The 12,180-nt window shown below is 73.3% G+C and carries 12 protein-coding genes; 10 read left to right on the top strand and 2 right to left on the bottom strand.

What is annotated here, in order from left to right; all coding sequences use genetic code 11:
• The first annotated feature begins 108 nt into the window (after window positions 1–108).
• From ABD52_RS33105 to ABD52_RS33065, 9 genes are all read left to right on the top strand, one after another.
• Window positions 109–2,943 (top strand): Na+/H+ antiporter subunit A, encoded by a 2,835-nt coding sequence (locus ABD52_RS33105; RefSeq protein ID WP_047894326.1) that lies wholly within the window; start codon window positions 109–111, stop codon window positions 2,941–2,943.
• Window positions 2,940–3,422: a Na(+)/H(+) antiporter subunit C gene (locus tag ABD52_RS33100; protein ID WP_047894325.1), complete on the top strand. Its 483-nt coding sequence runs from the start codon at window positions 2,940–2,942 to the stop codon at window positions 3,420–3,422. The genes ABD52_RS33105 and ABD52_RS33100 overlap by 4 nt, the downstream gene beginning before the upstream one ends.
• Entirely contained in the window at window positions 3,419–4,924 is a 1,506-nt protein-coding gene (locus ABD52_RS33095) for a Na+/H+ antiporter subunit D (protein ID WP_047894324.1), read from the top strand. The genes ABD52_RS33100 and ABD52_RS33095 overlap by 4 nt, the downstream gene beginning before the upstream one ends.
• A complete protein-coding gene (locus ABD52_RS33090; protein WP_047894323.1) occupies window positions 4,921–5,571 on the top strand; it encodes a Na+/H+ antiporter subunit E in 651 nt (216 codons plus the stop codon). The genes ABD52_RS33095 and ABD52_RS33090 overlap by 4 nt, the downstream gene beginning before the upstream one ends.
• Window positions 5,568–5,831 carry a monovalent cation/H+ antiporter complex subunit F gene (locus ABD52_RS33085; protein WP_013284715.1) on the top strand — a complete coding sequence of 88 codons (264 nt, stop codon included), beginning with the start codon at window positions 5,568–5,570 and terminating at the stop codon, window positions 5,829–5,831. The genes ABD52_RS33090 and ABD52_RS33085 overlap by 4 nt, the downstream gene beginning before the upstream one ends.
• A 58-nt stretch (window positions 5,832–5,889) precedes the next feature.
• Window positions 5,890–6,219 (top strand): monovalent cation/H(+) antiporter subunit G, encoded by a 330-nt coding sequence (gene mnhG / locus ABD52_RS33080; RefSeq protein ID WP_047894322.1) that lies wholly within the window; start codon window positions 5,890–5,892, stop codon window positions 6,217–6,219.
• Between the two features lie 163 nt (window positions 6,220–6,382).
• Entirely contained in the window at window positions 6,383–7,738 is a 1,356-nt protein-coding gene (locus ABD52_RS33075; protein WP_013284717.1) for a hemolysin family protein, read from the top strand.
• Window positions 7,735–8,799: a hemolysin family protein gene (locus ABD52_RS33070; protein WP_013284718.1), complete on the top strand. Its 1,065-nt coding sequence runs from the start codon at window positions 7,735–7,737 to the stop codon at window positions 8,797–8,799. Before ABD52_RS33075 ends, ABD52_RS33070 begins: the two co-directional genes overlap by 4 nt.
• A gap of 161 nt (window positions 8,800–8,960) precedes the next feature.
• Complete coding sequence (locus ABD52_RS33065; protein ID WP_047894327.1) at window positions 8,961–9,890, top strand: sporulation protein; 930 nt, start codon at window positions 8,961–8,963, stop codon at window positions 9,888–9,890.
• 80 nt (window positions 9,891–9,970) lie between these two features.
• On the opposite strand, the gene leuE is transcribed toward ABD52_RS33065, so the two are convergent.
• On the bottom strand, window positions 9,971–10,633 hold the full coding sequence (gene leuE / locus ABD52_RS33060) for a leucine efflux protein LeuE (protein WP_013284720.1): 663 nt from the start codon (window positions 10,631–10,633) through the stop codon (window positions 9,971–9,973).
• Complete coding sequence (locus tag ABD52_RS33055; protein WP_047894321.1) at window positions 10,630–11,877, bottom strand: bifunctional pyridoxamine 5'-phosphate oxidase family protein/GNAT family N-acetyltransferase; 1,248 nt, start codon at window positions 11,875–11,877, stop codon at window positions 10,630–10,632. The genes leuE and ABD52_RS33055 overlap by 4 nt, the downstream gene beginning before the upstream one ends.
• A 38-nt stretch (window positions 11,878–11,915) precedes the next feature.
• Here ABD52_RS33055 and ABD52_RS33050 point away from each other — a divergent pair.
• Window positions 11,916–12,180, top strand: a 265-nt coding sequence (locus ABD52_RS33050) for a GntR family transcriptional regulator (protein WP_047894320.1), incomplete at its 3' end; no start/stop codon positions are given.

The raw sequence follows: 12,180 nt of genomic DNA, 5'->3' as shown, positions 1-12,180 counted from the left end.
AGGTAAGGGTGGGTTTTGGGGAAAACCGCCCGGTTCGGTGCCTCTGTGGCGTGTGATCGGTTGTGACACCAGCGTGTTCGCGCGCTGTCACCTCGACCGGGAGTACGCGTGCTCGTCCTGCTGATCGTGCACCTGGTGGCGGCGCTGCTCGCCCCGCTGCTGGTCCGCCGGTGGGGTCCGCGCGCCTGCCTGATGCTGGCGCTCGCCCCGGCCGCCACAGCGGTCTGGGCGGCGGCGCACACAGGGGCGGTACGCGACGGCGGCGCGGTGGTCGAGACGTACCCCTGGATCTCGCAGCTCCAGCTCGACGTGGCGCTGCGCGTCACGACGCTGTCCTGGCTGATGCTGCTGCTCGTCGGCGGCGTCGGAGCGCTGGTGCTGGTCTACTCCGCCCGCTACTTCCCGCCCGGGTCCACCGGGCTGGCCCGCTTCGCCGCCGTCATGGTCGCCTTCGCCGGGGCGATGCTCGGCCTCGTCGTCTCCGACGACCTGCTGCTGCTCTACGTGTTCTGGGAACTGACCACCGTCTTCTCGTACCTGCTCATCGGGCACAGCACCGAGCGCCGGTCCAGCCGGTGGGCCGCCGCGCAGGCGCTGACAGTGACGACGCTGGGCGGGCTGGCGATGCTCGTCGGGTTCCTGCTGCTCGGCCACCACGCCGGGGGCTACCGGTGGTCGGCAGTGGCGGCGACACCGCTGCCTGGCGGCGGGTACCTGGTCGTCGCCGTGCTGCTGATCCTCGCCGGGGCGCTGGCGAAGGCCGCGGTGTTCCCGTTCAACGCCTGGCTGCCGGTGGCGATGGCCGCCCCGACTCCGGTGAGCGCGTACCTGCACGCGGCGGCGATGGTGAAGGCCGGCATCTTCCTCATCGGACTGCTCGGCCCGGTGCTCGCCCCGGTCGACGGGTGGCGGCCGGTCACAGTGGTCGCCGGACTGGTCACGCTCGTCATCGGCGGCTGGGCGGCGCTGCGGCAGACCGACCTGAAGCTGCTGCTGGCGTACGGGACGGTCAGCCAGCTCGGCCTGCTCACAGTGGTGTTCGGCGCGGGCACCCCGAAGGCGGCGCTCGCCGGGGTGGCGATGCTGGCGGCACACGCCCTGTTCAAGGCGGCACTGTTCCTGGTCGTCGGCATCCTCGACCACGAGGCCGGCACCCGTGACCTGCGGGAGCTGTCCGGGGTCAGGCGGACCGCGCCGGTGCTGGCCGTCGTCGCCACGCTGGCCGCCGCCTCGATGGCCGGGGTGCCGCCGCTGCTCGGGTTCGTCGGGAAGGAGGCGGCGCTCGCCGCGTTCACCGGTGATCCGCTGGTGCTGACCGTGCTGGTGGTGGGCAGCGCGCTCACCGTCGCGTACAGCATCCGGTTCCTCTGGGGCGCGTTCGGCACCCGGCCCGGCACGCCGGACACCGAGCTGGCCCGCCCACCCGCCGCGATGCTCGTACCCCCGGCGCTGCTCGCCGTGGCCGGGCTCGCCGCCGGTCCGGCGGCCGGGTGGCTGAGCGGCCTGTTCGAGCCGTACGCCGAGCTGTTCGGACCGGTCGAGGAGCACCTGGCGCTCTGGCACGGACCCACGGCGGCGCTCGGCCTGTCCGCCCTCGTGCTGGCCGGCGGTGTGGTGCTGCACCTGGTCCGCGGCCCGCTGGCGCCCGCGCTGGCCCGGCTGCGCTCGCCGGTGGGCGGCAACCAGGGGTACGAGTGGGTGACGCACGCCTTCGACCGGCTCGCCATCGAGGTCACCGGCGCCACCCAGCGCGGCTCGCTGCCGCAGTACCTCGGCACGGTGCTGCTCGTGCTGGTGTTCGTGCCGGGCGGGGCGATGATCGCCACCATGCCGTGGCGGGTCGACCTGGCGCCCTGGGACAACCCGGCCCAGCTCGTGGTCTGCGTGGTGATCGCGGTCGCCGCGCTGCTCGCGGTCGGCGCGCGCCGCCGGCTCACCGCGATGCTGCTCGTCGGCGTGACCGGCTACGGCACCGCGATGATGTTCGTCCTCTACGGCGCGCCGGACGTGGCACTGACCCAGTTCCTGGTGGAGACCGCGACGATCGCCGTGTTCGTGCTGGTGCTGCGGCGGCTGCCGGAGCGGTTCTCGGCGCGGCCGCTGCGCCGCAGCCGCTGGGTCCGGCGCGGCATCGGGATCGCCACCGGTGTGGTGATGGCCGGTCTGGCGCTGGCCGCGGCCGGGGCACGGCGGGCGCCGTCGATCTCCGCCGACTTCCCGGACCTGGCCCTGATCGAGGGGTACGGCCGCAACGTCGTGAACGTGACGCTCGTCGACATCCGGGCCTGGGACACGATGGGGGAGATCTCGGTGCTCGTGGTCACCGCGACCGGCGTGGCCAGCCTGATCTACGAGCGGTCCCGCACCGGGCCGCGTCCCCGCCGTCCCCCACCGGCCGCACTGCGCGCCGGCGACCGGCGCACGGTGTGGCTGCGCGGTGGGCAGACGCTGCCGGAACGGCGGCGGTCGATCGTGTTCGAGGTGGTCACCCGGCTGATCTTCCACACCGTCCTGATCTTCTCGCTGTTCCTGCTCTTCTCCGGGCACAACGCCCCCGGTGGCGGCTTCGCCGGCGGGCTCGTGGCCGGCCTCGCGCTGGCCCTGCGGTACCTGGCCGGCGGCCGGTACGAGCTGGCCGAGGCGGCGCCGGTCGGGGCCGGCACGGTGCTCGGCGCGGGCCTGGGCATCTCGGTCGGCAGCGGCGTGCTCGGCCTGGCGCTCACCGGTGAGGTGCTCCAGAGCATCAAGGTCAACCTGTGGCTGCCGCTGGTCGGTGACTTCTACCTGGTCACGTCGCTGTTCTTCGACATCGGCGTCTACCTGGTGGTGGTCGGGCTGGTGCTGGACATCCTGCGCAGCCTGGGCGCCGAGGTGGACCGGCACGTGGAGGCGGCGGGCGAGGCGGGGCGCGGCCTGGTCATCCAGCGCGAGGGCCAGTCATGACGCGCGGGGCGGCCGGGCCGACGCTGGTGCTGGTGCTGGCGGTCGGGGTGCTCGTCGCCGCCGGTGTCACGCTGCTGCTGGAACGCAGCCTGACCCGGATCCTGCTCGGCATCATCCTGCTCGGCAACGGCGTGAACCTGCTCATCCTGCTGGGCGGGCGGTCCGGCGCCGCTCCGCTGGTCGGTACCGCCCCGCAGCGGGAGATGAGCGACGCGCTGCCGCAGGCCATGGTGCTCACCGCAGTGGTGATCACGTTCGGGCTGACCGCGTTCCTGCTCGCTGTCGCGTACCGGAGCTGGTACACCAGCGGCGACGACGAGGTGCAGGACGACCTGGAGGACCGGCAGATCGTCCGGCTCGCCGAGAGCAACGAGGTGTCCACCGCGGACCTCGGCGGTGAGGGCCCGGACGACGACCCGGAGCAGGTGGACCCGGAGCCGGCCCGCCGGCGGTTGCGCCGGGACGGGGAAGCCCAATGAGCGCCCTGGTGCCGCTGCCGGTGGTGGTGCCGCTGCTCGGCGCGGCGCTCACCCTCGTGCTGTCCGGCCGGCCCCGCCTGCAGCGGTCGATAAGCGTCCTCTGCCTGTCCAGCGTCCTGGTGGTGGCGGCGGTGCTGCTGGTGCAGGCGTACCGGTTCGGGCCGGTGGTGGTGCAGGTGGGCGGCTGGCCGGCGCCGGTGGGCATCGTGCTGGTCGCCGACCAGCTGGCGGCGCTGATGGTGCTCGTCTCCTCGGCGGTGACGCTGTGCGTCCTGCTCTACTCGATCGGCCAGGGCCGGGGGGAGACCGGGGAGACCGCGCCGGTGAACATCTACCACCCCACGTACCTGGTGCTCACCGCGGGCGTGACGAACGCCTTCCTGGCCGGGGACCTGTTCAACCTGTTCGTCGGCTTCGAGATCCTGCTGGCCGCGAGCTTCGTGCTGATCACGCTGGGCGGCACCGAGGTGCGGTTGCGGACCGGATCGACGTACGTGGTGGTCAGCATCCTGTCGTCGCTGCTGTTCCTGTCCGCGGTGGGGCTGGTGTATGCGGCCACCGGCACGCTGAACATGGCGCAGCTCGCCGGCCGGCTGGACGCGCTGCCGTCCGGCGTACGCCTGACCCTGCAACTGACGCTGCTGCTCGCGTTCGGGATCAAGGCGGCCGTGTTCCCGCTGTCGGCGTGGCTGCCGGACAGCTACCCGACCGCGCCCGCCCCGGTGACGGCGGTCTTCGCCGGCCTGCTCACCAAGGTCGGCGTGTACGCGATCATCCGCACGGAGACGCTGCTGTTCCCCGGCGGCCAGGTCGCCACGCTGCTGATGGTGGTGGCCGGGCTGACCATGGTGGTCGGCATCCTCGGCGCGGTGGCCCAGTCGGACCTGAAGCGGCTGCTGTCCTTCACGCTCGTCAGCCACATCGGCTACATGATCTTCGGGGTGGCGCTGAGCAGCGTCGCCGGCCTGTCCGGGGCGATCTTCTACGTGGTGCACCACATCACCATCCAGACCACGCTGTTCCTGGTCGCCGGCCTGGTCGAGGAACGCGCCGGCAGCACCGACCTGCGCCGGATCGGCGGCCTGGCGCGGATCGCCCCGATGCTCGGCGTGCTCTTCTTCGTCCCCGCGATGAACCTCGCGGGCATCCCGCCGTTCTCCGGCTTCCTCGGCAAGCTCGGCCTGCTCCAGGCCGGCGTGGCCGCAGGCGGGACGCTGCCCGCCGTGCTGGTCGCGGCCGGCACGCTGACCAGCCTGCTCACGCTCTACGCGGCCTCCCGGGTGTGGAACATCGCGTTCTGGCGGGAGCCCCGGCTGGCCACCACCACCCCGCCGGCCCGGCTGCCCGGACTGATGGTCGGGGCCACCACCGCCCTGGTCGCGCTCGGTGTGCTGTTCACGCTGGCAGCCGGGCCGCTGTTCCAGGTCACCGCCGACGCGGCCACCGACCTGCGCGAGCGCACCCCGTACGTGCGGGCGGTCCTGCCCCGGGACGTGCCGTGACCGACGACCTGCCCCCGGGCGGAGGCGCGACCGGTGAGCCCGCCGGCGTACCCCGTGCGGTGCCCGCCCCGGACGCGCCGGTGCCGACCGTCGGGCGGGGCGGGCGGCGGCGGGACCAGGCGGTCGCGCTCGGCTGGCTGGTCGTCGCCTGGATGCTGCTGTGGGGCGACGTGTCCTGGGGCAACCTGGTCGCCGGCCTGGTGATCGGTGTGGCGGTGCTGCTGTTCTTCCCGCTGCCGCCGGTCACGTTCGGTGGCCGGGTACGCCCCCGCGCGCTGCTGGTGTTCGCTGCGACGTTCGTCGCGGAGCTGGTCAGCGCCAGCGTGCACGTGGCAGCCGTGGCGCTGCGCTTCGGCTACCGCCCGCGCGGCGCGATCATCGCGGTGCCGCTGCGCGTACGTACCGATCTCAACCTGGCGCTCACCGCCGAGGTGATCTCGCTGGTGCCGGGCACGCTGATCCTCGACGTCGACCGGGCGGAGGGCGTGCTCTACGTGCACGTGCTCGACGTGCGCGGACCCGAGGACATCACCGGCAGCCGCGAGCGCGTGCTCGCCGTCGAACGGCGCATCGTCCGCGCCATCGGATCTCCCGACGAGGTACGCCGGCTCGACCTCGAACCCGCCGAACGGAGGAACCATCAGTGACAGTCCTGCTCGCCGTCGCGTTGACCGTGCTGCTCTCGGCCACCGCGCTGCTCGCCCTGGCCCGGATCTACCGGGGCCCGTCCCTGCTCGACCGGGTCGTCGGCGCCGACCTGCTGCTGTCGGCGATGCTCGCCGCGGTGGGGGCGGAGGCCGCCGTGAACCGGCACGCCACCACGCTGCCCGTGCTGGTGGTGCTCTCGCTGCTCGGCTTCATCGGTTCGGTGTCGCTGGTGCGCTTCGCGGTCCGGGCTGAAGCATGAGCGCGAGGAGTGAGCCGGTTCTGCGAGCCCCGCAGTCGCGAACGGAAGGAGGCTCGGCATGAGCGCCGTGGCGGACTGGGCGGGCGGGGTTCTGCTGCTGGTCGGGGCGGTGCTGGCCCTGGTCGCCGGCATCGGGCTGGTGCGCTTCCCGGACGTGCTGGACCGGATGCACGCGGCCACCAAGCCGCAGGTGCTGGGCGTCCTGCTGCTGCTGGCCGGGCTGGCGCTGCGTCTGCGTACCCCCTCGGATCTGGGCATGCTCGTCCTGGTGGCGATCTTCCAGCTCTCCACCGCGCCGGTGGCCGCGCAGATGATCGGCCGGGCCGCGTACCGTTCCGGGCGGGTCGACCGGACGCTGCTGGACGCCGACGAGCTGGCCGGACGCTGAACCGGACGTGCGGGAGGCTTCCCGGCACCCTCAGCGAACGTCCAGCGGGTACCGATAAAATGGGCCGCATGATCGACTCTCCTGCCCCGGAGGGCAGCAGTAGCCGGCCGGGTAATACCCGGCGAATTCCCTCCCCGACGACCCCGGGAGCACTGAACCTCCCGTGTTGATCCTCGTCGGTCTCCTTCTCATCACCGTCCTCACCGCCGCCACCGGTTACTTCGTGGCCCAGGAGTTCGGTTACGTCGCCGTGGACCGGGGCAAGCTCAAGCAGCTCGCCGACGGTGGCGACCGTGCCGCGGCCCGGGCCCTGGAGGTGACCGGGCGGCTCTCCTTCATGCTGTCCGGCGCGCAGCTCGGCATCACAGTGACCGCCCTGCTCGTCGGTTACGTCGCCGAGCCGTACCTGGGTGCCGGGCTGGCCGACCTGCTCGGCGTGGCCGGGCTGTCCAGCTCGGTGTCGCTGCCGCTGTCGGTGGCCCTCGCCCTGATCATCGCCACAGTGGTGCAGATGGTCCTCGGCGAGCTGGCCCCGAAGAACCTGGCCATCGCGCGGGCCGAACCGCTCGCCCGGGCGCTGTCCCGGTCCACCCTGATCTACCTGAAGATCGCCGGTCCGCTGATCACGCTGTTCGACCGGGCCGCCGTACGGCTGCTCCGCCGCATCGGCATCGAGCCGATCGAGGAGCTGCCCAGCGGCGCCACCCCGCAGGACCTGGAACAGATCATCGCCGAGTCCCGGGAGGAGGGACACCTCGACGCCGAGATGTCCGACCTGCTGGACCGGGGTCTGGACTTCCGGGAGCTGACCGCCGGGGAGGCGATGGTGCCGCGCGTCGACGTGCACACCATCCGGGCCGACGAGCCGGTCAGCCGGATCGTCGAGCTGCTCGACACCGGCCACTCCCGCTTCCCGGTGAGCGGCGCCGAGGGCGTCGACGACCTGGTCGGCGTGGTCGGCATCGCCGACGTGCTCGGGGTGCCCCCGGCGCAGCGCGCGACCACCCGGGTCGACGCGGTGGCCGTACCCCCGTTGCTGGTGCCCGAGACGCTGCCGCTGCCGACGGTGCTGGACCGCCTGCGGTCCGGGCACCGGCAGCTCGCCTGCGTGGTCGACGAGTACGGCGGCTTCGCCGGCGTGATCACGCTGGAGGACCTGGCCGAGGAACTGGTCGGGCCGATCCGCGACGAGGACGACCCGCCGGACCGGGCCGCGGCCCGGCAGGAGGACGGCTCCTGGGTGGTCCCGGCGCGCTGGCGCATCGACGAGGTCGCCGACAGCACCGGCATCGAACTGCCCGAGGCGCCCGAGTACGACACGCTCTCCGGTCTGGTGATGCGGGAGCTGGGCCGGGTGCCCGAGGTCGGTGACCGGCTGGAGATCCCGGTCGCCACTGACGGCGACGAGCCGGCCGGCGGCCCGCGGGTGCTCGTCGAGGTGCTGGCGGTGGACCGGCACGTGGCCGACTCGGTGCGGCTGCGGCCCGCCGCCTCCGTGTCCGGGGAGGGTTCCGCATGAGCCCCGGATTCGCGTTGTTCTCCTCCGTGGTGCTGCTGGCGCTCAACGGGTTCTTCGTGGCCGCCGAGTTCGCGCTCGTCGCGTCCAAGCGGTACCGGCTGGAGCAGGCGGCGGCCGGTGGCGGCCGGGCGGCCCGCGCGGCGCTGGACGGCGTCCGCGAGCTGAGCCTGATGCTGGCCGGCGCGCAGCTCGGCATCACGCTGTGCACGCTGGGTCTGGGCGCGCTGGCCGAACCGGCCATCGAGCACCTGCTCAGCCCGCTGCTGCACGCGGTCGGCCTGCCCGAGGCGGTCAGCCACGTGGTGGCGCTGGTGTTCGCGCTGTCGCTCGTGACGTTCCTGCACCTGGTGGTCGGCGAGATGGCCCCGAAGTCGTGGGCGATCACCGACGCGGAGCGTTCCGCAATGCTGCTGGCGTTGCCGTTCCGGGCGTTCGCCCGGATCGCCCGGCCGGTACTGTCCCTACTCAACGGGCTCGCGAACGCGATGCTGCGCCTGTTCGGGGTGCAGCAGCAGGACCAGCTCGCCCAGGTGCACGGCCCGGACGAGCTGCGCATCCTGCTGGAGCAGTCCCGGGAGCACGGGCTGCTCGGCGCCGAGCAGCACCAGCTGCTGACCAGCATGCTGGAACTCCAGGGCACCACAGTCGCCCAGGTCATGGAGCCGTTCGACCAGATCGTCACGGTGGGCCGGAGCGAGACCGCCGAGCGGATCGAGCACGTCTCCCGCGACAGCGGCCGGTCCCGGCTCGCCGTGGTCGACACCGGTGGTGAGGTGTGCGGCCTCGTGCACGTACGCGAGGCGGTGCGCGCCGTCACCACCGGCCGCCCGGCGACCGCGGAGGAGCTGATGACCAGCGCCTTCACGCTGCCGGCCGAGGCGTCGGTGACCGAGGCGGTGGCCGCCATGCGGGCGCGGCAGGCGCAGCTCGCGCTGGTGAGCAACGGTGGCGGGCCGACCCGGCCGATCGGGTTCGTCGCGCTGGAGGACCTCCTGGAGGAGGTCATCGGCGAGTTCGACGACGAGACCGACCCGGTGCCGCGAGGCCGCCGGATGCGCTGACCGTCGTGATCCGTACCGGCCCGGCGAGGTGGGACAACCACTTCGCCGGGCCGGCGTCCGTTCCGCTTCCCGGCGTCGGCTTCGCCGGCCCGCGTCCGTTGCCGGCGGCCGGCGTCCGTCCCGGCGGGGCATGGCCGGGCGGGCAGCGGGAAAGCCCCGGCATGCGGTTGACCGGCGTGTCGCGGGACTCCGCCTGGACCGGGCTCTCGGTGAGCACCACGCTGCCCAACCCGAGCACCCGGCCGGGCCTGCGCCTGCCGGGCCGGGTGACGCTCGCCGCCGGCGGGTCGGACGTACCGGTCCGGCACATCCGGCTCGGCCTGGTCACCCAGGTCGAACCGGAGGACCCGGAGGCGCCGCGCCGCCTGGTGCAGTTCCAGACGTGGACGATCGCGGGCCGGTTCGTGGTGCCGGCCGGACGGCGGCGGGCCGTCGAGTTCGCCGTGCCGCTGCCGTGGGAGTCGCCGGTGACCACGTACGGCGGGGTACCGCTGCTGAGCCTGCGTACCGGGCTGCGTACCGAGGTGTCGGTGGACCCGGAGGTGGACCAGGGCGCGATGGTGCCGGTGCTGATCCACCCGCTGCCCTCCCAGGAGCACGTGCTCGCCGCGCTGGACACGCTCGGCTTCGCGATCCGCCAGGCCGGGCTGCGCGAGGGACGGCTGCCGGGGGTGGAGCAGACGCTGCCGTTCCAGCAGTGGTACGGCTTCTGGGCCGCCCCGCTCTACGCCGGCCCGATGACCGAACTCGAAATGATCATGCTGACCGACTCGGCCGGCGTGGAGGTGCTGCTCTGGCTGGACCGGCGGCTCTCCCTGGCCGGGATCACCCACCAGAGCATCAGCCGGTTCCGGGTCTGGCACGCCGGTGCCGACAAGCGCGACTGGGTGGCCACTGTGGACGGCTGGCTGCGGCACGCCATCCACAGGCACGCGGCCGCCGCCGCGCACGCCGACTGGTCGGCCACGATCCGCGAGTCGGCGCACGTCAGCCGCCCGCCGGACCGTCCGGTCGCGCCGGGTTACGGCCTCGGGGGTACGGCCGGCGGCGCGGGCATCGGCGGTGGTGGCGGAGGCGGCGACGGCACGTGAGCGTGTGCGCGTGCGTGTGCGTTGTTAAGAAGGGGCCCTTCCTCTACCGGAGGCGTTAAGAAGGGGCCCTTCCTTACGCCTCAGCCGGCGGCGAGCTTGAGGCTGAAGCCGAGGAACAGCACCGCGACGGCAGTCGTGCCGCTCGCGGCGAGCCGCCGGCGCTGCCGGAACTGGGCCGCCAGGTACGTGCCGGTGAAGATCAGCACGGTCAGGTAGAGCGCGCTCGCGACCTGTGCGATCAGCCCGAGCAGCAGGAACGACAGCGCGGGCCACGCGTACCCGGGGTCGACGAACTGGATGAAGAACGAGACGAAGAACAGGATCGCCTTCGGGTTGAGCAGGCTGATCACCAGCGCCCGGCGGAACGGCTCCCGCTGTTCCGCCGGCTCCACCTCGTCGATCAGGCGCGGCGTGGCCGGGTCGTTGCGGTCGCGCCAGCGCCGCCACGCGCCGCGCAGCATGGCCAGCCCCAGATATCCGAGGTACGCCGCGCCGGCGTACTTGATCACCAGGTAGAGCGGCGGATACGCCTGGAGCAGCGAGGCCACCCCGGCGGCGGAGAGCACCATCAGCACCGCGTCGCCGACGAACACCCCGGCGGCGGCCCGGTAACCGGTGGCCACGCCCCGGCGGGCGGCGGTGGCCAGCACGAAGAGCGAATTGGGGCCGGGCAGCAGCACGATCGCCACGGTGCCCAGCACGTACGTCCAGATGTCGGTGATCCCCAGCACGCCGGACATCATGACGCCGCGGGTGCCGTCGGGCGAAGCCTTTCCCGCAGGCTGACCTGTGCCGTCGGCCACTCCTGCGCGAGCATCGAGTACTGGACGGTGTCCCGCCAGGAGCCGTCGGCGCGCTGCTTGTGCCGGCGCAGCACGCCCTCCCGGCTCGCGCCGAGCCGTTCGATGGCCCGCTGCGAGCGTTCGTTGCGGATGTCGGTGTGCCAGACCACCCGGACCGCGTCCAGGTCGTCGAAGGCCCGGCCCAGCAGCAGGAGCTTCGCCTCAGTGTTGACGCCGGTACGCCACCAGGGGCGGCCCAGCCAGGTGTAACCGATCGCCACCGACCGGCGGACCGGGTCGATCTCGTAGTAGGAGGTCGTACCGATCACCGCACCGGTGACGGCGCAGCGCTGGGTCCAGCACACCTGCTCGCCGCGTTCCTGCGCGTCCAGGTAGGCGGCGACCACCTGGCGCATCCCGGCGGCGTCGGCGGGCTGCGTACCGCCCAGGTGCCGCCACACCTCCGGGTCGGCGGTGGCGGCGTACAGCTCGTCGGCGTGGGCGAGGTCGAGCGGCTCCAGCACCACGTGTTCGCCGCGCAGCACCGCCGGCTCGTGCCACGACGAGCGGGCCGCACGCAGGTACGCCGGCACCGGCGCGATCACGCCGGGCGTGGGTTCGGGGCGGCCCGGCGTGAGCCGCAGCGGAACCACACCGGCCCAGTACGGCAGCGCCTCGTCGGCCGGCTCGTCGTTGACGCCGCCGGTGCGCATCCGTACCGACACCTCGCGCAGCGGCAGCGCCAGCACGGCGGTCTCGGCCAGTTCGCGCCGGTTCGGCGGGCGGCTGTCGGCGGACCGGCCGGCGGCCACCTTCTCCACCAGCGCGGTCAGCACCGCCGCCTTCTCGCCGGCGTCGTCGACCAGGCGGGCGGTGCCGTGCGCCACGACCGACCGGTAGTTGGCGCTGTGGTGGAACTGGGAGCGGGCGTAGATCAGCCCGTCGAGGTGGGTGACGGCGACGCAGACCGGCAGCCCGGCCTCGCCCCGGGCGGCGAGCAGCGGCCGGCTGCCGGTGGACCCGTGCAGGTAGAGCGTGTCTCCGATGCGCACGTGCAGGGTCGGCAGGATGCGCGGCTCGCCGTCCACGGTGAACGCCAGCGCGCAGTGGTACGCCTCGTCGAGCAGCGCGTGCGCGGTGGCCCGGTCGTAGTGCATCCGGTCGCGGGTGCGGGTGGCGGTGGTGCGTTCGGTCGGGGCGTACACGTGACATCCCACCTTTGTTCTAGTACAATCTCCGAACTGTGGCAGCACATTATCAGATCGCCGGTTCCACCTCCGCCGCGATTTCGGCAAGCGTCGAATCCGGCATCCGCACCGGCGATCTCGCCCCCGGCGACGCCCTGCCCGCCGTCCGCGCGCTCGCCGCCGAGCTGGACGTCAGCCCGGCCACAGTCGCGAAGGCGTACCAGGAACTGCGCCAACGTGGCCTGGTCGCGACCGCCGGCCGGCACGGCACCCGGGTCCGCCCCCGCCCGCCGGTCGCCGGTCGCCGCGCCGCGTTGCTGC

This window comes from Micromonospora sp. RV43 (genome assembly GCF_001029515.1).
In the GTDB taxonomy this organism is placed as follows: Bacteria; Actinomycetota; Actinomycetes; order Mycobacteriales; family Micromonosporaceae; genus Micromonospora; species Micromonospora aurantiaca.
The sequence above is the reverse complement of the archived record's forward strand: the minus strand, read 5'-3'. Positions and strand labels throughout refer to the sequence as shown.